Annotated in this window: 21 protein-coding genes and 1 pseudogene; 15 read left to right on the top strand and 7 right to left on the bottom strand. The window is 35.8% G+C overall.

What is annotated here, in order from left to right; all coding sequences use genetic code 11:
• Nucleotides 1-436 precede the first annotated feature (436 nt).
• The 6 genes from brnQ to J2Z40_RS10560 all read left to right on the top strand — a co-directional run bounded on the left by brnQ (nt 437) and on the right by J2Z40_RS10560 (nt 6,054).
• Nucleotides 437-1,783 carry a branched-chain amino acid transport system II carrier protein gene (gene brnQ, locus J2Z40_RS10585; RefSeq protein WP_083954039.1) on the top strand — a complete coding sequence of 449 codons (1,347 nt, stop codon included), beginning with the start codon at nt 437-439 and terminating at the stop codon, nt 1,781-1,783.
• A gap of 210 nt (nt 1,784-1,993) precedes the next feature.
• Nucleotides 1,994-2,452, top strand: a complete 459-nt coding sequence (locus J2Z40_RS10580; protein WP_066399893.1) for a helix-turn-helix domain-containing protein — start codon at nt 1,994-1,996, stop codon at nt 2,450-2,452.
• A 301-nt stretch (nt 2,453-2,753) separates the two neighbouring features.
• Complete coding sequence (locus J2Z40_RS10575; RefSeq protein WP_066399899.1) at nt 2,754-3,638, top strand: glycine-rich domain-containing protein; 885 nt, start codon at nt 2,754-2,756, stop codon at nt 3,636-3,638.
• Nucleotides 3,639-3,746: 108 nt separating this feature from the next.
• The gene (locus tag J2Z40_RS10570) at nt 3,747-4,829 is read left to right on the top strand and encodes a PQQ-dependent sugar dehydrogenase (protein WP_066399904.1); all 1,083 of its coding nucleotides are present in this window, start codon (nt 3,747-3,749) and stop codon (nt 4,827-4,829) included.
• A gap of 290 nt (nt 4,830-5,119) precedes the next feature.
• Nucleotides 5,120-5,578: a YrvL family regulatory protein gene (locus J2Z40_RS10565; protein WP_066399905.1), complete on the top strand. Its 459-nt coding sequence runs from the start codon at nt 5,120-5,122 to the stop codon at nt 5,576-5,578.
• Nucleotides 5,579-5,646: 68 nt separating this feature from the next.
• Nucleotides 5,647-6,054 (top strand): hypothetical protein, encoded by a 408-nt coding sequence (locus J2Z40_RS10560; RefSeq protein WP_066399908.1) that lies wholly within the window; start codon nt 5,647-5,649, stop codon nt 6,052-6,054.
• A gap of 176 nt (nt 6,055-6,230) precedes the next feature.
• Here the strand turns inward: J2Z40_RS10560 and J2Z40_RS10555 are convergent, their stop codons facing one another.
• Nucleotides 6,231-6,674, bottom strand: a complete 444-nt coding sequence (locus J2Z40_RS10555; RefSeq protein WP_066399910.1) for a cupredoxin domain-containing protein — start codon at nt 6,672-6,674, stop codon at nt 6,231-6,233.
• A 317-nt stretch (nt 6,675-6,991) separates the two neighbouring features.
• Between J2Z40_RS10555 and J2Z40_RS10550 the strand changes: the two genes are divergently transcribed.
• From J2Z40_RS10550 to J2Z40_RS10540, 3 genes are all read left to right on the top strand, one after another.
• Nucleotides 6,992-7,429 carry a MarR family winged helix-turn-helix transcriptional regulator gene (locus tag J2Z40_RS10550; RefSeq protein WP_066399912.1) on the top strand — a complete coding sequence of 146 codons (438 nt, stop codon included), beginning with the start codon at nt 6,992-6,994 and terminating at the stop codon, nt 7,427-7,429.
• Nucleotides 7,430-7,496: 67 nt separating this feature from the next.
• Complete coding sequence (locus J2Z40_RS10545; RefSeq protein WP_066399914.1) at nt 7,497-8,444, top strand: ring-cleaving dioxygenase; 948 nt, start codon at nt 7,497-7,499, stop codon at nt 8,442-8,444.
• A gap of 290 nt (nt 8,445-8,734) precedes the next feature.
• Entirely contained in the window at nt 8,735-9,712 is a 978-nt protein-coding gene (locus J2Z40_RS10540; RefSeq protein WP_066399916.1) for a ring-cleaving dioxygenase, read from the top strand.
• Nucleotides 9,713-10,023: 311 nt separating this feature from the next.
• On the opposite strand, the gene J2Z40_RS10535 is transcribed toward J2Z40_RS10540, so the two are convergent.
• Together J2Z40_RS10535 and J2Z40_RS19785 are read right to left on the bottom strand one after the other, a co-directional pair.
• Nucleotides 10,024-11,733 (bottom strand): methyl-accepting chemotaxis protein, encoded by a 1,710-nt coding sequence (locus tag J2Z40_RS10535; protein ID WP_066399918.1) that lies wholly within the window; start codon nt 11,731-11,733, stop codon nt 10,024-10,026.
• A gap of 159 nt (nt 11,734-11,892) precedes the next feature.
• The gene (locus J2Z40_RS19785; RefSeq protein WP_342590332.1) at nt 11,893-12,918 is read right to left on the bottom strand and encodes an HD-GYP domain-containing protein; all 1,026 of its coding nucleotides are present in this window, start codon (nt 12,916-12,918) and stop codon (nt 11,893-11,895) included.
• A gap of 263 nt (nt 12,919-13,181) precedes the next feature.
• On the opposite strand from J2Z40_RS19785, the gene J2Z40_RS10525 reads away from it, so the two are divergent.
• A complete protein-coding gene (locus J2Z40_RS10525; protein WP_066399922.1) occupies nt 13,182-16,283 on the top strand; it encodes a hybrid sensor histidine kinase/response regulator in 3,102 nt (1,033 codons plus the stop codon).
• A gap of 518 nt (nt 16,284-16,801) precedes the next feature.
• Here J2Z40_RS10525 and J2Z40_RS10520 read toward each other — a convergent pair.
• On the bottom strand, nt 16,802-17,932 hold the full coding sequence (locus tag J2Z40_RS10520) for a response regulator (RefSeq protein ID WP_066399925.1): 1,131 nt from the start codon (nt 17,930-17,932) through the stop codon (nt 16,802-16,804).
• A gap of 369 nt (nt 17,933-18,301) precedes the next feature.
• Between J2Z40_RS10520 and J2Z40_RS10515 the strand changes: the two genes are divergently transcribed.
• Nucleotides 18,302-18,994, top strand: a complete 693-nt coding sequence (locus tag J2Z40_RS10515) for a hypothetical protein (RefSeq protein ID WP_066399928.1) — start codon at nt 18,302-18,304, stop codon at nt 18,992-18,994.
• 88 nt (nt 18,995-19,082) lie between these two features.
• Here J2Z40_RS10515 and J2Z40_RS10510 read toward each other — a convergent pair whose 3' ends face one another.
• Nucleotides 19,083-20,054 (bottom strand): arsenic resistance protein, encoded by a 972-nt coding sequence (locus J2Z40_RS10510; RefSeq protein WP_066399930.1) that lies wholly within the window; start codon nt 20,052-20,054, stop codon nt 19,083-19,085.
• Between the two features lie 688 nt (nt 20,055-20,742).
• Here J2Z40_RS10510 and J2Z40_RS10505 point away from each other — a divergent pair.
• From J2Z40_RS10505 to J2Z40_RS10490, 4 genes and pseudogenes are all read left to right on the top strand, one after another.
• Nucleotides 20,743-21,114, top strand: a complete 372-nt coding sequence (locus J2Z40_RS10505; RefSeq protein WP_066399932.1) for a GntR family transcriptional regulator — start codon at nt 20,743-20,745, stop codon at nt 21,112-21,114.
• Between the two features lie 4 nt (nt 21,115-21,118).
• Nucleotides 21,119-21,985, top strand: a complete 867-nt coding sequence (locus J2Z40_RS10500) for an ABC transporter ATP-binding protein (protein WP_066399933.1) — start codon at nt 21,119-21,121, stop codon at nt 21,983-21,985.
• Nucleotides 21,978-22,583 (top strand): ABC-2 transporter permease, encoded by a 606-nt coding sequence (locus J2Z40_RS10495; RefSeq protein WP_066399934.1) that lies wholly within the window; start codon nt 21,978-21,980, stop codon nt 22,581-22,583. The genes J2Z40_RS10500 and J2Z40_RS10495 overlap by 8 nt, the downstream gene beginning before the upstream one ends.
• A pseudogene (locus J2Z40_RS10490) lies at nt 22,584-23,067 on the top strand (IS4 family transposase); the annotation flags it as partial.
• 477 nt (nt 23,068-23,544) lie between these two features.
• Here J2Z40_RS10490 and J2Z40_RS10485 read toward each other — a convergent pair.
• Both J2Z40_RS10485 and J2Z40_RS10480 read right to left on the bottom strand, forming a co-directional pair.
• On the bottom strand, nt 23,545-24,162 hold the full coding sequence (locus J2Z40_RS10485) for a hypothetical protein (RefSeq protein ID WP_066399940.1): 618 nt from the start codon (nt 24,160-24,162) through the stop codon (nt 23,545-23,547).
• Entirely contained in the window at nt 24,159-24,434 is a 276-nt protein-coding gene (locus tag J2Z40_RS10480; protein ID WP_066399942.1) for a helix-turn-helix domain-containing protein, read from the bottom strand. Before J2Z40_RS10480 ends, J2Z40_RS10485 begins: the two co-directional genes overlap by 4 nt.
• Nucleotides 24,435-24,986 lie beyond the last annotated feature (552 nt).

Raw genomic sequence — 24,986 nt, 5'->3', positions numbered from 1 at the left:
ATTTAAAAAATAATAATACATTCAACAGCATTAAATACAATCCACAAAATGAAGAGAATGATTGTAAGAAACAGAACGACTATCTTCTTTAACACATCAATTTGATTATTTCCTTTTCCCCCTCTTCCAAATAATGAAGGTAAGTAGCAAGTTCTTCAGCAGTTTGTGATACAGTCCCCTCTTTTTCTCTAAACTGGGAATTTTCTTTAACTTGAATAAATATACGACTATGAAATATAACATCATAGAGTAAAATACGAGTGAAAAATGTTTTGTTAGAATAATATATTGTATTCATTTTTTTATTGTGATACCTTATAAAGGCACTATGTTAATGTAGTTTAAGAGAAGGTGAAAATGCTAAAAAGTATTTTTATATAATAATTTTTCAGAATAATCGATATATCAGGGGAGTAAGTAGAAAGGGGCATTAGAAGTGAATCAAAAGGTTTCAACTTCTTATATTGTTGTTTTAGGATTAATGTTATTTTCATTATTTTTTGGAGCGGGTAATTTAATATTCCCAATTATGCTGGGGCAGGAAGCAGGGGTAAATGTTTGGATCGCTACAGCTGGATTTATTATTACTGGTGTAGGATTACCATTATTAACCGTTATTGCTTTAGGTTACTCCGGTAAAAGTGATATTCAATCATTAGCAAATAGGGTTCATCCGTTATTTGGGTTAGTATTCTCCGTTATTTTATACTTAGCCATCGGTCCTTTATTTGCAATACCAAGAGCAGGGAGTGTATCCTTTGAAATTGGTATTCGTCCATTATTACCAGAATCTTGGAGTACGATTGGATTATTTGTCTTCTCTGTTCTTTTCTTCGGAGCTGCAACGTTCCTTTCACTTAATTCATCAAAAATTGTTGATATTGTAGGAAAATATTTAACACCTATTAAAATAAGTTTTGTGTCTCTCTTAGTTATTTTCGCTATTTTTAACCCAATCGGTGCTTTCCAAGAACCAAATGAAAAATATACAGATCATTCATTTTTCAGTGGTTTTTCAGAAGGATATTTAACAATGGATGTTTTAGCAGCTTTTGTATTTGGAGTCATTGTTATAAATGCTCTTCGCTCTAAAGGCGTGGAATCAGGTAAGGTAATAATGGCAGCTACAATGAAGGCGGGCATAATCGCTGCAGCCCTTTTAACTTTCTTTTATGGTGCGATGGCATTTATGGGAGCAAGCAGTGTTGCAGAATTAGGTATTTTAGATAACGGCGGGTCCGTATTATCTGGTGTGGCAAATATCTACTTTGGTTCGTTTGGTGGAGTTATTCTTGGCGGTGTCATGATTATAGCTTGTATGACTACTAGTGTCGGTCTGATCAGCTCCTGTGCTACCTATTTTAATAAACTATTGCCTAAAGTTTCTTATACTAGGTTTGTCATCTTATTTGCTGTATTTAGTACTGTGGTTGCAAACATCGGATTAAGTCAATTGATTTCTATTTCAACACCAGTGTTAACAGCGATTTATCCATTAGCAATTGTGTTATTGATATTAACCTTCTTCCATAATTCATTTAAGGGGAAGAAGATCGTGTATCAATTAAGTATGTTATTCACATTTATTATAAGTGTATTTGACGGATTAAAGGCAGCTGGACTTGGTATCGCACCAGTTGATCAATTATTTTTGTCTATTCTACCGTTATATGAAGTGGGATTAGGCTGGATATTACCTGCAGTTATAGGTGGAATTCTAGGGATTATTATTAGTTTCTTTAATCTAAGAAGCAATGAAAAAGAGGAAGAGCAATTTGTTTAATTTCTATTAAAATAGGCCATTAATTATTAAAGAGTTTTCTTTAATAATTAGTGGCTTTTTCATTTTGCACAATAAAGGATACAATAGTATAACCTAGATAAAACAAGGGTTTTTGACAGGCAACTAGAGGTAGCACCTTGATGCACCTAGAATTATCTTTACTTTAACTATACACTCCATTAATACTGAAATAAGGAGGTGATGGGTAACATGATTTTTAGTGAACGTTTAAAAAACGAAAGAGAAAAAAGAGGTTGGTCACAAACTGAACTAGCTGAAAAAATTCATGTTAGTCGTCAATCCGTTTCAAAGTGGGAAACGGGTAAGAATTATCCAAGTATCGAAGTGATCATTGGGTTAAGTGATCTATTCGGTATTACAATTGATGAAATGTTGAGGAGTGATGGAGAGTTGAAAGAAAAAGTAATACGAGATAGTAAGCAATTAGCACATCCAAAATGGAAAGCGTTCTTTGATAGTATGATTATGGTAGGGGCAATTTTATTAGTTGCGAAGTTAATTATCATAGGTTTAAATCATTTCGTTGGTACGAATATTATCATTCCAGAAGGATTACCGAAGATCATATCCAATTTCTTACCATTAGCCTTGATGATCATTGGAAGCATCGGCTCAGATCAGTTGAAAAATAAATATATGGATGAATGAATCAAAGGTAGCATAAGGCTACCTTTTTTATGTGCAATTGGCAGTCGTACTTTGTGTCGGTTCTTTTGCTCGGGTTGAACTAACTCCATACCATTTGTATTTAGGCTGGATCCGATAATGGTCCAGTTTTTTGTATTTTAATAGTTGTTCTTATGAGTGCATTCATACGTAGGCGATATAAGGCAATGTGCAGGAGAAATAGATAACTAATAATGGAAAATATGGAACCCTTTATAGATAAGTTCGTAATAGTAATAACGTTATAGATAAAAATGTATTTTAATAGAAATGAGGGGATTAGATGGCGTGGCTGCTTCTGCTAGCAGTTGTTATTTTTTTTGTATTATTTCTGCGAAAAAAACGCTCATTTACCTTTGGCTTATCTTCAGGAACATTAGAGATTAGACCGATGAAAGGATTAAAAAAGCTAAGTGATGACCTGGAGAATGCCCTTGGTGATCGTTATCTGGAAAACGTAGAAGAGAGGGTAAAGAAAGAAATCCGGTTAAAGGAAAATGAGTACAAATGGCGTTTATTGGATTTAAAACGTTATTTTATTATGACTTCTCTATTAAAGGAATCCCCAATGTTTAGTGAGAAAGTCGATGAATTATGGCATCAGATGCTTATGTTCACTCGTGAGTATGATGATTTTTCAAATAAATATCTAGGGACTACTCTTCATCACAGTCCGAATGTAGATGTATTTCCAGATCCTGATTTGCGGGGGTTCTTTGATTGGGTGTATGCGGAGCTTTTTCATATAAGAAAAGAGAATATTCACCTTTATAAGGGTTTTTTTAAGCATCCTGTAGATCCGACGATTATTGAAGAGTTTAGGAAATTCTCGGAAAGTGAACTGATAGACTTATACTTTAAAAGTAATTCCAAATACATGTCTACTGTACATTCGCTCATTGCTTCCATGAAAAAGACGGCCAATAAGATAAAGGATTATGAAAAAAGTGTGATTCAAGAAAAAATGAAAAAAGGGAAAAGGGAGCAAAACTATAACACCATGCTTGTTCCGTTCTTGTCTGTTTCCTATTTCCATTATAATGAGTTTTCGAGTTATATGAAAATCAGCAGCTACAGTTCGTCAAGCTGTACAAGTTGTGGGTCAGGTAGTTCCTGTAGTTCATGCTCAGGCAGTTCCTGTTCAAGCTGTGGTGGGGGCGGGGATTAAACAGGATTCCTTTGAATCTTTCTCCTACTTTATAAAATATAAATCAGTTGCGTATATTTTTTATGTGTCTTAAAACAAGCGTTAATTAAGTAGGAAAGGTGATTTGCGTTGAAAAGGATAGTAACTGTATATATGATGCTTATTTTCTTATTAGTTGGATGTTCTTCAAATCAACCAGATGCAGTAGAACATAATAACGAACAAAGCGTTTCACCTAGTAAGCTAGATAAAGATAAATTAGAAGTAATTGCGGAAAACCTTGACGCTCCTTGGTCAATTGAAAAATATAATCAAACTTTTTATCTAACAGAGAGATCTGGATTCATTGTGAAAGTAGAAAATGGAGAGATGAAGCGGCAAAGTGTAGAGCTTGAGAAAGATCTTGCAACAGCTTCAGAAGCGGGTTTACTAGGATTTGTGCTTGCTCCTGACTTTCAGGAATCGAATGTAGCTTATGCTTACTATACGTATGTAGATCGTTCTGGACAATTTAACCGCATAATCACACTCCTGCTGGAAGACGATGTTTGGAGGGAAGAGGGGGTTCTTCTCGATAAAATTCCAAGTGGTTCCTATCATCATGGAGGAAGGATTAAAATTGGGCCTGACGGGAAACTGTACGCAACAGCAGGTGATGCATCTGATGCAAATATCGCGCAAGATCTCCATTCATTAGGGGGGAAAATCTTAAGAATGAATCTTGATGGCACCATTCCAAATGATAATCCGTTTCCGAGTTCATACGTCTACAGTTATGGCCATCGCAACCCCCAAGGTATTACCTGGATGCCTGATGGGATGCTGTATGCGAGTGAACACGGCAACAGCGCGAATGATGAAATAAATAAAATAGAGAGCGGTCAAAATTATGGGTGGCCAATCATTGAAGGGCATGAAGAACAAGCAGGGTTTATTCCACCGCTATTTACTTCTGGAAGTGAATCGACTTGGGCGCCATCTGGAATGGACAATTACAATGGGAAATTGTACATTGCTGCATTGAGGGGATCTGCCATAATAGAATTTGATCTTGAAACAGGCGAAAAACGTGAAGTAATAACCGATCTTGGCAGAATTCGAGATGTACGGATTGAGGATCACTATCTTTACTTTATTAGTAATAATTCGGATGGCCGTGGAAACCCAGAGGAAAATGATGATAAGCTGTACCGCATCCTCCTTAGTAAATAACAGTATGTGAATGCAGTTAGCTTTAAACATCATCAAGTTTCAATTTGTCTCTAATAGGCATTTAATGAGCAGTCCGATCATTTATAATCATGTTTGCTTAGAAATCCTGTGTTGATATACAGGATTTTTTTGTTCCACCACTGTTCTAGACTTCGAAAGGGAATTTACTAACGATTATAGAATTAGTTAGTAATTTGGAAAATGTGATTTCTATATTTAGGAAAAGAAGAGTGTAGAACGTTTTATACGTAAATCACGAGGTAGTACCTAACAAAAGGAGAAATAGATCGATGTCAGACAATAAAGATTCATTTCGTAAAATGAATATAAAAGCTAAGGCAGTAACGGTTATCGGAATAGCATTGCTCATTATTCTAGTAGTAGGTTTTGTATTGGGACTTTATTTCTTTGGACTAGCAGGGGTGTTTAAACTGCTCGGTGTTCAGTATAATTCTACTGGGTCATTGGTTATTTTCGTTGTTAGTTTCCTTATTCTTGGCATGATTGTTGAATTGTTTTCCAATACACTCTTCAAGCTGTCTGTCCAAAATATAAAAGGGGAAATTAGGATTTATATAATCCGAATTGGTTTTGAAGTTGCATCGAACTGGCTCGTTTTATTTATAGTAGATGAGTTTATGAGAAGTATGACACTTTCCTGGCAAACAGAGAGCATAATGGCATTGTTAATTGCCCTAATAGAAATAGCTTTCGATCGTGATAAGGATCAGGTTGCTAATATTGATTGACTTATTTATAGATGCCGATGTGTAATCTCCTGCTATAAATTATGTCAAATGGATGGGGAGGCTTGTAAATGAAGCAATTCTTGAAGCGATCGATTCTAATTATGGCTGTTATGATTACTTCAAGTTGTAGCTTTAATGATGAAACTACAAATATGATAATAGAGAATGTTCGTTCAGCATTTGAAGAGGAAGGAATGGAATTAATAGTGAAGGAAGATAAATCCGAAACTTTTAATTACCCTATTTCAAAAGAAGCGAAATACAAATTTGAAGGTGGAACGATTTATTTATTCTATGGATTTAATGAAACGAAACAAATCGAGGGGAACATAAGAGCTACTTTGGCAGTAACAGAGTTTACATACCCACCACAAGTTGCTTACTATGACAATTTTGCCATCATCTTTATGCCTAATACTGATCGTAACAAGATAAGTGAAAAGGTATATTTAGTTTTAGAAAGGTTGAAAAAGTAGAGAGACTCTGTGGAAGTTTTCTTAGCATCTGTTAGTAAACAACATGATTGTTTATCAGAGCCTTACAGGAGTTAGAGAAAAGGAGCAATTGAATCATGCCCACTTTGAAGAAAGGCAGGCATGATTCAAAAGTTTGGCTAAACCCCACTGATTTTAGCAGATGGTTGGTTAATCGCTTATTCTGTTACTTTTAAAGTAATTGTCATCGCTTCATGATCATCCATTGCCCCGCAGATCGTCGAACAAATTAATTCAAATTCACCTGCTGTATCTGCAGTAAACTCTACTGGTTCATTTGCATTAAGATCAAATCCTAATTCTTCATTGCCGATTGTATGAACACCTTCTTCATTAACGAGGGTTAATTTCACCTTTGATCCTTTTTTTACAGTTAATTCTTTATCTGAAGTGAACGTCCAGTTCGTTGCCGTGATAGTGAATTCTTCGATATCTGATGGAGATTCTGAAGTTGCAGTTTCTTCAACAGCTTCTTCTTGCTGGGGAGTTGTTTCTTCACTTACATCTGGCGCTTTTGTTTCTTCTTCCTCTGTTCCTCCACAAGCGGTTAATCCTAATGTTAATGAACCTGTTAATAACATGACCCCAAGAAATTTCATCATAATCTAGTCTCCTTTTCGATTAATAATATTTGCAACTGGTTTACGTTTTTATCTTAAGATATCCTTTCTGCTAAATCCTTGACCTAGATCAAGTTTTTGGCAACGATGAAGCACTGTCAACGAATCTTGAAGATTATAAATTTACATCGTGTGTTCTTGCATAAGGGTTGATATGGTCATCTTGAATCAAAGGCGACTTCTCATCCTGTTCCGAATGCAATAGGGCTTTTAGAAAAAATATCTTGAATTTAAGATATTTTTATTGCTTTTTCTTCAGTTGAGGTGTAAAGTGATGGTATCGAAAGGAAATGATCAAATTGAGAAAAAATACTCTAGGGTCACTCATATGGTTGCGTATCGCCCGTTTTACACATCAAAGTAATTTACTCTCGAATGATTTTTTAAAACAGTACGGTATTACTGCTGCGCAATTTGATGTATTAAATCAGATTTCAACTTATCAGCCGATCACGCAAAATCAGCTTGCTATAAAAGCAACGGTGTCAGAGGGTGGAATTTCACGGATGCTTACTCGACTTGAGCAAGAGGGGTATATACAGCGCAAGCAGGATTGGAAAACGAAATGGATTAGCCTAACTTCAAAAGGGGAAGATAAAATGCTGGAAGTGTTTGAACATCAGCTTACTTTCCAAACGTCCATTGTCAATGAGAGCTTAACAGAGGAAGAGCAGAAAACATTATATACACTAATGACGAAGTTGCAAAAAAGCACAGAAAATAAAATTGAAAATTAAGCACCTTGCCAGTAAATTTTTTTTAAGTCATCACTTGATTAGTAAAATGAAAATGGAGGAAGGATCTATGTATAACATACCAGGACATCACCACATTTCAATGATTACCAAAAATGCAAGTAAAAATAATCACTTTTACCGACAGGTGCTTGGTTTACGTCGAGTGAAAGTAACGGTGAATCAAGATGAACCATCGATGTATCACTTGTTTTACGGAGATAAAACAGGGAGCCCAGGAACGGAACTATCCTTTTTTGAAATTCCATTAGCTGGGATGACGCATCGGGGCACAAATGCGATCACAAAAATTGGGTTGCTTGTCCCAACAGTAGATAGTTTGCTGTATTGGCAAGCACGCTTTAAGGAATATGGTGTGGAACATAGTGAAATTACGAAGTATGTCAATCATACAGCCTTACTTTTCGAAGATCCAGAAGGATTGCGTTTGGCACTTCTCGTTTCAAATGGAGCGAAAGTAGCACACTGGGAAACGTGGACAAAGTCTGAGGTGCCAGCCGAACATCAAATACAAGGAATGGGCACGGTAGAACTGACGGTACGCAAACTTGATAAGCTTGCTAGCACATTGACGGATCTGTTTGGCTACAAGGAAGTAAGCCGTACAGAAACGTCCGCGATTTTCCAGTCACTTGAAGGAGAGGTTTTTGGAGAAATCGTCGTGAAATCTTTAGATGGCCCTTCTGAAAAACCAGGGCGTGGCAGTATTCATCATTTAGCGATTCGAGTAAAAAATGATAAAGAGCTAGAGTATTGGGATGAACAAGTACGAGCGCGTGGCTTCCATTCATCTGGAATAGTGGATCGATTCTACTTCAAAAGTCTATATTTCCGTGAATCAAATGGGATTTTATTCGAAATTGCAACAGATGGACCAGGCTTCACCATTGATGGCAATATCGACACACTTGGTGAAAACTTAGATCTGCCGCCATTTTTAGAGGATCGTCGAACAGAAATTGAAGCAAATCTCAAACCAATCGAGGAGTATGAATAAATGGCTCTTTTCTAAAAGATTGTTGCTATTGAATCAATTGTTTGACTAAATAGGTCGGTTGATTGGAGCGGAAGGTGCGAGACTCCTGCGGGATGTGTTGGACAGGTGAGACCCCGCAGGAGCGTAAGCGACGAGGAGGCTCAAGCGGACAACCCCGCGGAAAGGGAGCATCCTGGAGTGGAAATCAACCTTTCCCAACTTTTTCTTAACAAGCAACAATGTAAGCAAAAACAGCCTTATAAATAAACGAAATTTGCCAATAAAAGTGAAATTCTTAGGAGGAAAATAGAATGAATCAACTAAAGGGAATTCATCACGTAACAGCAATTACAAGTAGTGCAGAAAAAAACTATGCGTTTTTCACAAATGTCCTAGGTATGCGTTTAGTTAAAAAAACAGTCAATCAAGACGATATTCAAACGTATCATTTATTCTTTGCGGATGATAAGGGGAGTGCGGGCACAGATATGACGTTCTTCGACTTCCCGGGTATTCCTAAAGGAGTACATGGCACAAATGAGATTTCAAAAACATCTTTCCGTGTACCAAGCGATGCAGCATTGGACTATTGGGTTCAGCGTTTTGATCGTTTAGATGTTAAGCATACGGGGATCAAAGAGCAATTTGGCAAGAAAACACTTTCTTTCGTTGATTTTGATGATCAACACTATCAATTGATTTCAGATGAAAAAAATGAAGGAGTGAAATCAGGTACACCTTGGCAAAAAGGGCCAGTCCCATTAGAACATGCGATTACTGGTTTAGGTCCGATCTTTGTTCGTATAGCGAACTTTGATTATTTTAAAGAAATGCTGGAAAAGGTCCTCTTATTTAACGAAACGGCTGAGGAAGGATCATTCCATTTATTTGAAGTAGGAGAAGGCGGAAATGGTGCCTCTGTTATAGTGGAATACAATACAGTGCTTCCTCAAGCCCGACAAGGCTTTGGAACAGTGCATCACGCGGCATTCAGAGTAGAGGATCGCTCTGTATTAGATGAATGGACAGAGCGGTTGAGTAGTTTTGGGTTCCAAACATCCGGTTATGTCAATCGTCACTTCTTTGAGTCCTTATATGCAAGAGTGGCACCACAAATATTATTCGAATTTGCTACAGATGGTCCTGGCTTCATGGGGGATGAGCCTTACGAAACATTGGGAGAAAAATTATCATTGCCACCATTCTTAGAACCTAAGCGTGAGGAAATTGAAAAGTTAGTTCGACCAATTGATACAGTGAGAAGTACGAAGGAATTCATTAAAGAATAAAGGATAAGACAACTAAACGGATGTTTCTATTGCTTCATGGGACACGCGGCAATGAATTCGACTTGCTGCATGAGCATGGGGACAATTTTAACAGGATTTAATCAGATAATTTTGCGTATAAAAAGGCACAACTAGTGGATTAATGCTAGTTGTGCCTTAGCTTTTATTTAAGTGTTTGAAAAAATGTAAAGTGTTTTGATTACTGGATTTTGGGAATTATGTCGAAGAGAAAAGGATAGTCAATTTTTCTTCTGCTTCCAAGTAGGACATAAAAAGACGCTGATGGAAGCAGGGGAACAATCCCTTTATTTCTATAGTTTGAATTTTTGAATCATCTGATTGAGATCTTCAGCTAAAGAGGCTAACGACTCTGAATTGCCCATGATTTCTTCCATCGAACTACTTTGTTGCTCAGCAGTTGCTGACACTTGTTGAAGTCCTGCAGCAGCCTGCTCGGATGTAGAAGCGATTTCTTCACTGGATGCAGTGATTTCGTTGCTACTGGATCTAATTTTGATTAAATTATCGCAGACGTTTTCTATCCCTGTCATCATTTCTGATACCCCTATATTAATGGAATCGAAGGCATCACGGCTAAGCCAGATTTGATGATTCCCTTCCTTCACTTTTTGATTTACCTTTTGCAAAGAGCCGACAGTAGTTTGTATTTCCTCATGGACACCGCCAATGATGTTGGCAATTTCAGAAACAGAGCTTCTTACTTGTTCAGCTAATTTTCTTACCTCATTCGCGACAACTGCAAATCCTCTTCCTGATTCTCCAGCTCGGGCTGCTTCGATCGCCGCATTGAGGGCAAGTAAATTCGTTTGTTCGGCAATCCCATGGATCACATCTACTAATGTAGTGATCTCTTGCGAACGGTGTTCTAATCCTGTTACTTGTTGGACGGAAGAGATAACTAAATCATTCATTTCGGTCATATTGGTAACTGAACGTTCCATTTGTTCTTTTCCATTGTTGGATAGCTCTAGTACGTTATTAGAAGCCGATTTAAGGTGATCTCCCTCGTCACTTGCTACACTAATTTCATGATCCAAACTACTCATCAAGCTAGAAATATGGCTAGACGAATTTGCTTGTTGTTCAGATCCAGATGTTAATTCCTGCATGGTTACTGCAATTTGTTCAGAACCAGCCCCTACTTCATTTGCTGCTTGTGTTAGTTCTTCGCTTTTACTGCTTACCGTTTTGGATATCCCTAATATCTGTGAAATCATCTGGCGTAGGCTATCACTCATCGTATTAACAGCCAAGCCTAATTTTCCAATTTCATCTGTTCCTTTAATTTCAAGACTTTCAACAACTAAATGACCTGCGGCAATTTGATTACTCACTTCCACCACTTGATTGAGATTGCGGGACACTAATCGATTGATGATGAAAATTAAAGCGCCACCTATTAGCAGAGAGGCGATAATAGATATAAGTAATACTTGATTCGCTAGTTCAGCACTTCTTTGAGTGTCTTGTACTGCTTTTAGACGGTCTTCATTGATAATCAATTGTAATTGCTCTAACTTTTCAATTGTTTCCGATTGAAGTTCGTTTGTTTCTACTTTTAGTTGTGAAAGTTTTTGAGTATCTTCTTGATCTTTTGCAATGGTCACTTCATTTGTAAAGAGGTTATCAAGCTGAATGTCATTAGCTATAACTTGGTCAAATATTGCCTTTTGTTCTTCCGTATACATTCTTCCATTTAATTCAGACTTGATGGTGGAAATTTTCTCTTGACGTTCTTCATACTCTATAATCATTTGTGGATCACCGTCATATATGTAGCTGACAATATGAATTTTTTTTGCACGGATTAATGATCCCAATTCTGTAATCTTGATTGCGCGGTCTCCTCTTTGTTCCTGAATTGCATTATTTTCTTTAATGTCTGATAGTAAGGAGGAAACGACTGTAGTAGAAGTCCCTACTAAAAGAAGAACAATATTTAAAGAAAGCCAATACTTCCAACCAATTTTAATATTTCTCCATCTTAATTTATTTATCATAGTCGTAAAGGTTTGCTCCTTTGTATTAGTCTAATTTATCATCCAATTATTTCATTCTAATCTAGTAGATGATGATCTAAGCTTACGTGCATTCTTCCTATTTCTTTTCTATCGATGAACGTATTGATTAATATTCATAGAGTTCTAAAGATAATATTCCTAGAGGATTTTATTAATTCGGATAGACAAATCTCTACTTAGGTCAACGAATTCATTCCCTACTTGGATTAAAGGGTGTGTCGGATCATGCGTAGGCACAAGAATGATTTTACCTTCTCTTCCATCTGTGAGAATGATCTTGCTTCCTATTAAACAATCCATCATTTTTCTTATAAACAACCTTGTTATTGTTGGATCTAATGAACCAAAAGTATCCTTCTCCATTTGAAATAACACTTCGTAGAAGGGGGAAGGGTCACGATAAGACCTTTTTGAAGTCATTGCATGAAAGACATCTGCAACAGAAACAATTCGGCTGAACAGATCGATTTTCTCCTTTTTGATCCCAAATGGATAGCCATTGCCATCCATTCTTTCATGGTGCTGGAGTGCGACTAGTGCAACGCGATGGCTTGTTCCAATCGTTTCTTTAATGATTTCATAGCCCAAAACTGTATGATTCTTAATCAATGCAAATTCTTCTTTTGTAAGTTTACTAGGTTTATTTAAAAGATCTTGAGGAATAAGCATTTTCCCTACATCATGCAACAAAGCTGCAGTTGTTAACTGTAAAAGCTCCTTCTGTTCAAGTCCCATCCATGTCCCGATGAGAGTGGAGATGGACCCGACTGCAATATTATGTCGATAGGTATAATCATCTTTTGCTTGTAATGTTGCAAATAAGCTAAATAAACTTTCCTCATTCGTTACTTCATATATCATCGGTATAACATCTTTTCGCAAGCTTGCAAGAGGAATATTCCTCGTTTCCCGTATTTCTTCAAAAATCTGACGAACTGTTTGTACAATCTCATCCATGAATTTGCTATATTGGGGGCTCGCTTCTATGTATGGTCCAACAGGTGTTACATCCTGGCTTACTAATATAATTTTATGTTTCTCTAGTAACTGCACATGCTCATTTGTAATAATCATAGAAGAGGATAATAATAAAACGCCTCTGTCACTGAAAATATCTCGATTGATTCTTTTTCCAATGGCATATTGAAAATCGATCTTTTCCACTCTCATTCTCCTTTCGAAGCAGAAGCATGGGGTTGGTTCTGCTGCTTCGGAAGCGAAAGAACCGTCCCCATGCTTTCTACGAGATCAACTTGTTCTCTCGATAATCACAAATTCGGTTAGTATGCCAAAAATATTACTTTATTGATATATACAATTTCTATACACATTCTGTAATAGTAAAAAAATCGATCCTATTAAATTGATTCAAGAGAGAAGCTGTGCAATGTACAAGGATATATAAATAAATGTAAAGGTTGAATTGCATGATAAAGCATAAAAAAACACGTAATTGGGCGTTCATCATTATTGTTTTTTTTATAGCAATAACAGCCATACGGATGCTATGGATGAACTTTTTAACGACATTCGATTATTCCCAAAACACAATAGCAAAGCAGGGAGTACTCGATTTACGAGGATGGGCATTTTCAAGCACACAAACACTCCCATTGAATGGGGAATGGGAGTTCTTCCCTTCTGCTTTCATTTCTCCAGAAGAGTTTGAAGAGGATAGGGAGCTATCTAAGTATGAAAAAGTCAATCTATCTATTCCAGGTACATGGGATAAGGTCTTCGTGAATAAAGAAAAGGATTCATTTCGCTTTGGAACCTATCGATTACGAATTCTTCTTGATCCAGGCCATACACAATTATTTGGATTAAGAGTAAATGAAATTAGAAGTGCATCCTATGTATATGTAAATGGGCAATTAACAGCGGGTGTGGGGCAGCCTTCAACAGAATTCGACAAGTACCAAGCACAAAATATTCCATACTCTGTTAAAGTACAACCAAATGACAATGAGATCGATTTGATTATCCATGTTTCTAACCATACATATGGAGGGAAAGGTGGAGTGACAAAGCCAATTCGCTTTGGAACTCTTGATGCGATCCATCTTCGTACCACTTTATCTATTGGGCTACAGCTATTGCTGGTGGTTGTTCTTTTGGTCCATGGCTTATATGCGCTTCTTTTATTTTTCTTAGGTGGCAAGAATAAAGGTTTGCTTTACTTCTTTTTGCTTATTAGCTTTGCTATTCTAAGTGTTCTCGTTTCTGATGATAAGCTGCTGTCTGTTTGGTTGAAACTGCCGCATGAATGGTCTATGAAGAGTATTTACTTTTCTTATATTGGCGTTTCATTGTTTATCCCTTTCACGATTAAATATATGTTTCCAGTATCAGTTAATCCGCGTATATTGCGCTGGTTTGCATACTATTGCGGGATTTTTACTTTGCTGATCCTTTTGGTGCCGTATTCGTATAATGAAAAAATGGCGCGGATCATGCTCTTAACGGTACTTTTACTATTTGTTGCTATATCCGTTACGATCTTCAGTAGAGCACTTAAGAATACGGCGGATCTTATTTTTCTTCTTATTTCTAGTTTGAGTATTGGGATAAATGTTATGTGGGTGACAATATTCAATCGTGCCGGATTGGAGTGGATTCATTACCCGTTTGATCTCATTATTTCCGTTTTGTCTTTTTCTGCCTTTTGGTTTCGCCGTTTCTTCTGGGCGACAGCCGAAACGAAACAATTGGCTAAGAGGCTGCAAATCGAAAATGACAAAAAAGATGAATTTCTAATTAATGCTTCTCACGAACTTAGAAATCCGCTGCATGGTATTACAAATATGACTCAATCGATTTTGGACGATCCAGTGAATCTGACGAGCCATGAACATAGAAATCGTTTAGATATATTGATGAAAGTCAGTAAGCATATGTCTTTCTTGTTAGATGATTTGCTTGATATTACTCGTCTAAAAGAGAAGACAGTTCAGCTGCAATTAACAAAGACAAGCGTGCAATCGATTGTTATCGGGGTTGCTGATATGGTCCGCTATATGTTAGACGGCAAGCCGATTCGATTAGAGGTGAAAATACCTGATTCCTTCCCGGCTGTTCAAGCGGATGAGAACCGACTTATTCAAATTCTGTATAATTTAATTCATAACGCGGTGAAATATACAGATGAAGGGTCCGTTATTATTCATGGTGACCATAATCATGAAATGGCTCGCATCCACGTTGAAGATACTGGTATTGGGATGGAGGAAGAAGCATTACAAGGGATTTTCCAACCTTATGAACAAGCGGATAATAATGCAAGTAGGGCTAGCGCCGGATTTGGCTTAGGGTTAAGTATTTGCAAACAATTGGTCGAACTACATGGTGGAACTTTAACAGTGAATTCTGCAATGGGGAAAGGATCTGTATTTACGTTTACCCTGCCTTTATTCAAAAACCAGCATAAAGAAAAGGATGACTTCCCAATTACGTATGTTCCGATAGAAAAAATGCCAGGAGCAATAGAAAGGCTGGAGTCTTTGCCAAAGGCAAATATTTCTTCAAAAGTGAAACCAAGCATATTAGTGGCGGATGACGATAGTGTAAATCTAAGAGTCCTTCATCATCTTCTCGAAGTGGAAAATTACGAGATTACAGCTGTCACAAACGCGGAACAGGCGCTTGAACAACTAAAATTGAAAAGATTTGATCTTGTGATTTTAGATGTCATGATGCCTAGAATGTCGGGATATGAATTAACTCGGCTTATTAGGGAACGATTTACGATCTCAGAGCTGCCTGTCCTGCTTTTAACTGCACGAGGCCGTTCAGAGGATATTTTGGCGGGATTTCAATCAGGTGCCAATGATTATGTGAAGAAACCAATCGATGCAAGGGAATTAAAGGCCAGAGTTCATGCGTTAACTGATCTAAAATTATCGATTGAAGAGCAATTGCGTATGGAAGGAGCATGGCTGCAGTCTCAAATTCAGCCCCATTTTATATATAACACACTAAACTCCATTGTCGCACTTGGGGTGATGGACATCCCTAAAATGCAGGCGCTATTTGAGGAATTTAGTAATTATTTGCGTTTAAGTTTTGATTTTAAAAACTCTGAGCCTGTTGTCTCCATTGAACATGAACTTTCTCTCGTTCAATCCTATCTATACATTGAAAAGGAACGATTTGGGGATCGTCTAATGGTGCAATGGGAAGCGGAATCATATACTAACTTCGAACTGCCTCCTTTATCTATCCAGCCGCTTGTTGAAAATGCCATCAACCATGGCATACTTCAGCGCAGAAGGGGAGGGACGGTTAATATTCGGATTCAACAACATGCTAATCATATAGAAATCTCTATCATAGATGATGGTATAGGAATGACGAAGGAAGAGCTTGAACAACTTTTCATGAAAATTAATGGTACGGTAAAGAAAAAGGGAATCGGAATCCGAAATATTGATCGTAGGCTAAAGCAGCTTTATGGAAGAGGACTAACGATTCAAAGTATCCCTGAACAAGGAACAACTGTCTCTTTTCAGATCCCCTTAGAAAATAAGTAAGTAGTTCGGATCTAGGATGGAAAAATAAATTGGTTTAGCTGGGGGAGTCAGGTTAAGCACTCGAGCGGATAAATAGACGGAAAAATTCCGCTTAATTCGTAATTTTTTATAAAAAAAGAGTCAATAAGCGGAAAAACTCCGCCTATTGACTCGAAAAATTCAAAAATAGGTAATTTTTCAAGGAATAAGCGGAAAAACTCCGCTTATTTCTCCAAAAATGAGCCCCATTCTGTATTTAAGCGGAAAAATTCCGCTTATTTTCCGTTTACTCGTTACCCGATTACTAACAAGACATCTTCTTTAGATGAATGTAAGGTTTAAGCAGGCACGTTCATTCATTTGCCCGATAAAAATGCATTAGTTGTAGAACTAGTCACTATAGTATAAAAACCATAGGAGATGCTAAACTATTGCGTTTTACAGTGTAACTTTATAGTCTAAAGTATGCGATTTAGCTTGATATTGAGCATATGAATTTGGTTTTTCTACTTCACAATAGGACTACTTACTTTACTCGGTCATTCCTTATTTTTTACTTTCCATTGTTTATACCACTCTGTAATAGAAGGAATAGGTTTTTCGTTTAATTCCTCCTTCATTACTTTCTCCAATTGCTCATAGACTTGATTGACCAAAAGACCTTTCTCCATCTTGGCAAATATTTTCATTAGAAGGAAATAGGATTCCTCCTCCAGTGGCGAACGATGACAAATAGCTGAACCAAGTTCAATTGCCTGATCAAGTTGGTTATTTGAAAGATACCATTTTACCATGGATAAAGCTGTTCGAGTCCACAAAAATTGTAGTCTTTGCCGTTCATTTATTATCCAAAAGTAATCGTAGTCTTGGAGATACTCTCCCTTATATAAATTTACTGCCTGTTCATAATCGGCTATTGTCTCATGAGATAATGAATCTCCTGATCGAATCAATCTTTCAAACTCATCAACATCGATCAGTAAATCCTCGAATGTCATAACATACCCATCCAATGTATTGGTAATATGAAAATGTCGTTCAAAGGGTGCTAGCGTTTTGCGGAGATTATAAATAGCCGTATACAATTGGGACAATGCCTTTTTTGGCTCTAAATCTGGCCAGATCAGATCGATCAGTTCATGCTTTTCGATGACATGACCTCTACGGTGGAGCATATATATAAACAATTGCTGAATCTTAGTTGTTCGAAAGCGAAGGGGCATCCTTTGCTGCTGATCATAGGATATGGATACTTGCTGAAACATACTCACGTTCAGTTTCTCCATTTCCGGCAGCAAAATGGAACTGCTACTATCTGTTTGTTCAATGCGTTTAATTGTATTTAATAACCGTTCTTTTGAGACAGGTTTTAAGACATAATCAAGGGCATTCAATTCAAACGCCTTAACAGCATAATCATCAAATGCTGTCACAAAGATAATTTTTAAGTGAGGTTTCTTTTCCAAAAGTTGCTCGGCCAGCTCGATTCCATCTATTTCAGGCATATGTATATCAAGAAAGATGATGTCTACCCCATTTTTTTCAATTGCTGCTATAGCATCTAATGAATCAGTGTACTTACCGATAATATGAAAATCAGTAATTTCTAAGAGCTGGTATTCTAAATAATTTAACGCCAATTGTTCATCGTCAATTAAGATTACGTTCATCGCGCGCTCCTTATTATTATCAAGCTCGGACATTGCCCTCACTAGATAAATAATTGGACAACCCAATAGGAATATTACAACTACTACTTCTTAAATTTCCGTAGATTGTATTATTAGTAGATAAATTAAATAGAAAATAAGCTTACCAGAGGGTCGTCTCATACTTAATCATTTTATCATACTGTCGCCCATCCAATTAACACATTTTCCCACATAAACTTCTTCTTTTCCCTTCTTTGAGTAGATGCTTCAAAAATATTCCAAATACATGGTATGATATTTAGAAAGGGATTATTTTTTAAATCATCCCGACTAATGGGTGCAGTTAGTAGGTTAATAAAGATTTAAAATCAGAATGGAGTATTGCAGTTGAAGAAAAATAAAATTTATATCTTTGTAGCTTTAGTCCCTTTTTTACTAGTTATATTTACTGCCTGTGAAGGTTCATCAGAACAGTCTGGTTCAAGGATAGAACGTCAATCACAAACGAATGAAGGATCAAGAGTTGAGGATGATCTCTCTAAATCAATGGATTATTCATCAAGTGATAGTCTGACAGCTATTCCTAAAAGTGAGGAGAAAGAACAAGAGGGCATTAAAACTATGACTTCTGAAACTAGTCACTTACATCTAGGTGATAAGCAAGAGAGAGAAACATTATCTCAGTATTCTAGTGAACAAATCGAATATGCTCGTGTTTGGTTGCAACTTGGCCCAAATCAAGAGCTTGATCATCTAACTGTTCAACATATTCCAGCTGGTACTCCTCTTAATCCTGGTGATGAAGCCGATGTTAGTTATCCAGAGGATGTTATTCAATTGACAGGTTCTCGTATTGTAGATGGAATCGTCACTTATAGTGGCAATGGGGATGGCTCAATCAATGTATACAACGTTCCTTTACGTTGGTATGGTGGATTAACTCGTCCTGATCATGTAAGTGTTGACGAAATTCGAGAAGAAATGAAGGGGATGATTAATAATACAAAACTAGTACATGTTGATACAGGTGATGGGGAAAAAATCATCGAATTAATCAAATTGTTGAAAGTGAATAAATAAGATACATAGTAGAGATAAGCAAAAGCCCTCCTGAATCGTGTTCAAATGCCTATACGATTCAGGGGGCCTTTTTTCAAGACATCTGTCATTAAGTCGTTTTCTTCGGTAAAAGGATGTTAGGTACAATTCGAATATAAATAAGTTCACCTACAAGTTCAACAATGGTTTGTGTCACGATTATGGCTGCCACTAATGTACTTAAATGATCTGGTAAGGCTAATGCTAAAGGAAGAACTACTAGCGAATTACGTGTAGAACCACTAAATATAAGCGCACGACCTGAACCAATATCAAGCTTGAACCATCGGGCAATTAACTTAGAAATGATCGGCATGATCATCATGAAAGCAATATAGATAGGAATGACTTTAATAATTAGGTCGATATATATGGATAATTTGCCAATTTGGGATGATACAACAACAAAAAGTGTAAGTGCCATGAATGGAACAGGGAGCCATGCTGATAGATCGATAATTTTACTCCCAACACGAAACTTCTTTGCAATGAGCTGTAGAATAATAGCAAATCCTAAAGGTATAACGATCAGACCGAAAAATGCCTCAAGAAATGGACCAGGATCAACTATTTCTGCTGCTTCAGTCCCGATAAATAAGAATAAATACAAAGGCAATAGCAGCATTTGAGTAATAAAGAGAATTGGTGTAGACATAAGAATAATCTTTTCATTGCCACGTCCTAGAGCTGTAAAAACAATCACATAATCAATACAAGGGGTAAGTAAAACTAAATAGAAACCAAGCAATAACGGTGGATATTCGGGTAATAACTTTGATAATAGCCACACCACAATAGGAACGGCAAGATAGTTAACGGTTAATAACGCATAAATAAATCGGCCATTAGATATAGACTCTTTTAAAGAAGTAAAAGGAATCTGTGAGAACATACTGTACATTAAAATAGCAATAACAAAAGAAATGGTTACATCTAATTGTCCTCCGAAATCAGGAGCTAATAATCCAAGGCCAGCCGCTATCATTAGGACAATGACATATAACCAAACTTGATTATTTTCTAATTTTTCTCTAGACATCAATTGTGCGTCCCCCTAAGTTAGAAATGCAAGAGCCCCTAATTATCTATGAATCTCATGCAATACATCAAGCTTAATCGTATCATTTAAAAGCACTTATTGCAGGCTAGATTTGCATGTTTGTTCAAGTGAAATTCTCCTCTTCGTTTTTTTTCTCTCCTTGTAGATTTAAAATCTCTTACAATTTAAATGGCTTTATTAAAACGGAATGTTGATTTTACTATGTTTAAAAAATAAGCGGAAAAACTCCGGCTAAAGTAGGAAATAACGCTATTTCCTTAAAAATAGGCGGAAAAATTCCGCTTATTTGCTTTAAATCTATGGATTTTGTCTTATTTAGAGCAGTTAACCGGAATTTTTCCGCTTATATTCTCCTTTTTAGCTTCCTTATTTATATTAACCGGAATTTCTCCGCTTATATTTCTGCAACTTTAGCTTTCTCTTTATAAATTGGGAGGAAATCCTCCGTCAATGAACCCTCATACATACGCAACAGTCAACAGTGAATAATAACAGAGCCATTTAAATAAAAGCAGTTGCACAATAATCTATATGTGTATATAATGTATTTATAGTATATATACATTATATGGAGAAATGGAGAAAAATATAGTCAATGACATATTCCTAAAGCTGTAGTACAGGAAATGATGTCAAGTGTGTTTTAAATAAATAATGAAGAGGTTTTGGTATGCAAATAATTATTTCCAACGGTTCAAAGGAGCCAATTTATGAACAAATTACGAGTCAAATTAAATCATTAATTTTAACAGGAGATTTACAGGAAGGGGAAGCAATCCCTTCCATGCGAAAACTCGCTAAGGATTTACAAATTAGTGTAATTACGACGAAACGAGCCTATGAGGAATTGGAGAAGGCAGGCTTTATCTATTCCATTGTCGGAAAAGGTTCCTTTGTTGCTGAGCAAAACTTAGAGGTCATCAGAGAAAAGAAGCTGAAGGTCATTGAGGAACAGTTGAGTGCGGTCATAACGAACGGCAGAGAAATGGGGCTATCACTTGATGAACTGCAGCAATTAATGAAAATTTTATATGAGGAGTGAAAAGATGGAAAATATTGTGGAATTAAAAAATGTCACAAAAAAATTTAAAGGTTTTTCTGTAAATAATATGAATTTACAAGTGAAGCAAGGTTATGTAACGGGATTCATTGGTGCTAATGGCGCTGGTAAATCTACAACAATAAAAATGATTATGAATCTATTAAGGCCAGATGCTGGAGAAATTAATCTTTTCGGATTGGATTATAAGAAACACGAGAAGGCGATCAAAGAGCGCATTGGGTTTGTGTACGATGGCAATGTCTTTTTTGAAGGACTGAATTTAAAAGATATAAAACGCATTGTAGCACCAGCATACAAACATTGGGATGATAAAGTGTTTCATCAATATATTGAAAAATTCGAATTGCCTATTAATAAGTCGATGAAAACCTTCTCAAAAGGGATGCAAATGAAAGCGTCATTGGCAATTGCGCTATCACATCAAGCAGAGCTGATTATTATGGATGAGCCGACAGCTGGCTTAGATCCTATTTTTAGAAGAGAGTTGTTAAATCTTTTACAAGAATTGATGATTGATGGGAATCGTACCATTTTCTTCTCGACACATATTACAACAGATTTAGATCGGATTGCTGATTATATCGCTTTTATGCAAAATGGAGAATTAGTATTTAATCAGTCAATTCATGACGTAGCTGAAAACTATGCGCTTGTTAAAGGTGGCTTGGATCTTCTAGATAGAGACACGGAAAAGGCTTTTGTTCATGTTCATCGTGCATCAACAGGATTTGAAGCACTAACTAAAAATATTCAAGCAGTAAAAAATACGTTTGGGGACACTGTTGTCATTGAACGTGCGTCTCTGGAAGATATTATGTACTACTTTAAAGGGGGCGTACAGCATGTTTAATTTAATCAGACGTGATGTCATACTTCAGAAGTGGCAGCTATTGTTCTTTATTCCTTTTATCTTAGTCTTTGTTATCATGGGTGCATCTCCAGTTTTAGTTTTTCTGGTTGCCAGTATTTTTATTCCTTTTAACACATATGCTTATGATGAAAAAGCAGAGACCAATATATTATTAAATTCCTTGCCTTACACACGAATAGAAATTATCGCATCTCGCTATCTTGGAGCTATTTTTTATATGCTTTTGTCCATTGGTGTGACAAGTTTAGCATTATTTATTTTTAATAAACCATTTACGCTAACTGATATTGCAATTGGCAGTGGTTTGTTCTTGTTATTTGCTGCATTCACCTTTCCGTTATTTCAAATTTTTAAACCAGGTTACATTACAACAGTCATTCTCATTAGCTTTATCCTCTTATCATGGGCTGCGCAACCTATTGCACAGTTTATAACTGAACACTTAACAGCAATAACGGATTTTATTGCCAGCTTATCCATGACCGCATTATATACGGGAGTGACCCTTATTATTATGGCAATCTATCTGATCTCTTGGATAATTACTACTAGCATTTATCAGCGAAAAGTGTTCTAAGCCAATGGCATTCCAGTTAAAATTGTATTTATCCGTAATCGTAATAAAAAAAATGAATGGTTAGCTATTTTATGTATAGATTACAGCTCAAGCTAAGTGAACTAGAAATCATTCGTATCTATGGAGTTTGTGGGATATTGAAGTCATTTTCAAAACAACAAAATCTTTATTAAAGCTACAAACGAAGTTTCAAGGTCGTTCGTATGACTTCTTAATTTATCATATCACAATCGTCTTTACTAGATACATTTACTTTCCTGGCAGCCGTTGTAGAACAGCAGAACAGTGGAATTTAGGTGGACTGTTTTATGATCATTGTGATGAAATTAATGATCTCGATTGGGTGGTCGCACTAGGGCAGTTACTCGTGCTTCATCAAGATGTCCTAAAAGTAAGTAACAAAAGAATTCAAAAGTTAATTCATTGTCAACTACAGCATTGGATAACAAGCTTACCTAATTATATCAATATCTACCTATTTTAGTGTGCGAAAGTTGAGTGTTGAGTTAATTAATTATCATTAGAAAATAATATAATTTATGATAAAGTAATATTATGCAGTATAAGCATGCTGAAAATAAACATTTTAAAAAGGAAAACCCCTATTTCTTAGCTTTATGCTAATGGAATAGAGGGTTTTGCCTTTTGGAAGAAAGGAGGATAACAACTATGCTAGATTCAATGTTACTTTTCGCATTTACCTTCTATAGTGTTGGTAGCTAAGTTTGCATGAAAAGTTAATTAATCGATAGTATCAATATGGCGTAAAACCGCATTTACACTTGCTCTAAATTGTATTCCTACGATAAAAAGTGTAGAACAGTGCATTTCCCTTTACAGTACCCTGTTACTGGAAAATTAAAATGTAGTGGTAAAACTCTGATCTTTTGATGTAATAATTAAATAGTTCTAATATTTGAATGTAATAAAAAAATTACTACTAGATTCATATTTTTGCATGTTATTTTGTAATAAAAAGCTGTTCAATTCTCTTTTCAATATATTCTTTAAAATTATCATCCTGTTTTAGCTTAAATATACTTAAAGATTCCTCATAATATTTTTTCGCTTTATTACAGTATCCAGACAATTCGAAATTATGTCCAATTTGATAAGTCAGTTCTCCATATAAATACATACTAGAATTCAATATACATTTTTCTATTCCTTCCTTACATATATTAATAGATTCCTTGTATCTATTAAGCCTTGTTAGCACTTTTGCCATATTATAATCAATTCTTATTAGTATTTTTTCGTCTTTAAAATGTTTTCTTCTTACTTTATTTTTCGCTTCAAAAAAGTAATCTATGGATCTCTCATTTTCATTAATCTCTGAATATATGACGGCTAAGGTATTCAATATTTCAAATTCTCGTTCTGAATAGTTATGAACTATTTTGGATATAGAAGAATTGAGACTTAGAGCTTCTTTCAATATTTTTATTGCCAGTGCAGAGTCATTATCTACATAGTAAAGTGAAATTCCTTTATTCCATAAAACGAATTGTCTTAATTCAATGGATTTATCAAAGGTATGATTTTTTTCTTCAAACTCTATAATTTCTTTGACCTTCATATAGTTTTTTTTCTCACTTCTCTTCTAATTATGTTAATAGCCTCTTTGATATAATCATAATTTTCAATAGTCGAACTAACAAAAAAATATTCCATATCAACATCAAGTTTTTGAGTGATTTTATACAAAATTGGAGCTGAAGGATATGTTTCACCCTTTTCAATTTTACTTAACATAGACTGATGGCAAATACCTTCACAAAGTTGCGCTTGGGTTAATCCATAATCTTCTCTTAATCTTCTCAGTTCTAATCCTATTAAATTCCCATTCATAAGATTCCCTCCAAAATACAACTGTTTATATAGAATTCATAGTTATTAGCTCTTCTAGAGAATCAGGAATTATATTGAATATTCCTATTTTCATAAAATTACTAATAATAGATGGATTATAGCTTATTTAGTGGATTTTCAAGCTATTATAAGCGATTTTAAGAAAATCAAAGAAAAAAGAAATATTATATTATGATTATAGACAACAACTTTAGGAGGGAAAGTTTAAATGTTTAAAAAATTTGTTATCTCATTGTTAACACTAGGTTTACTTCTTGTATTCAATTATCAATCAACATCATCTTCCGAAGAAAGTAACATCCCTACTATTCAGGAACTACCATTTGAACACTAGTTATGGAAATCCGAAACCTTTAAAAGAGTGTAAAAGGGGTGATGTGAGTTGGTGTAAATATTATACCAAAGTAAACGGAATTCAGAAATATATAAATTTTGATGACGGATATATTAACTTGGTCTTAAAAGGACGAGTACAATAATAGAAACCCTTCGAATTTATGGTTTTTCTATTAAATGAGAAAATACAAAGAT

The organism is Cytobacillus eiseniae (assembly GCF_017874625.1).
GTDB classification, from domain to species: Bacteria; Bacillota; Bacilli; order Bacillales; family Cytobacillaceae; genus Cytobacillus; species Cytobacillus eiseniae.
Note: the sequence above shows the minus strand (reverse complement) of the source record. Positions and strands in the feature narration are given on the sequence as shown.